The sequence below is a fragment of the Microbacterium sp. GbtcB4 genome (assembly GCF_019091465.1).
GTDB lineage: Bacteria > Actinomycetota > Actinomycetes > Actinomycetales > Microbacteriaceae > Microbacterium > Microbacterium paraoxydans.
This window is the reverse complement of sequence record NZ_JAGXJJ010000363.1, coordinates 1-246: the sequence shown is the minus strand read 5'-3', so window position 1 is coordinate 246 and position 246 is coordinate 1. Positions and strand designations below refer to the sequence as shown.

At 73.2% G+C, this 246-nt stretch carries 1 protein-coding gene; it reads left to right on the top strand.

The annotated features are described in order from the left end of the window. On the top strand, window positions 1–246 hold a 246-nt coding region (locus KVS71_RS18165; protein ID WP_217585235.1), incomplete at both ends, for an ABC transporter permease subunit.

The following is a 246-nucleotide window of genomic DNA, read 5'->3' as shown; positions in this document are numbered from 1 at the left end:
GGGTTCGGGGCGGAGCTGAAGATCCTTGTGGCCGCGCTCATGGCGTTCTTCCCCGCCGTCATCTCGGGCCTCGCGGGTCTGCGCACCGTCGACCCGGAGATCCTCCAGCTCGCGTCGACCATGGGGGCGGGCCGCTTCAAGACCTTCCTCAAGGTGCGGCTGCCCGCGGCGCTGCCCGGGCTCCTCTCCGGCCTCAAGGTCGCCGCGACGCTCGCGGCCCCCGGTGCCGTCGTCGGCGGGTTCGTC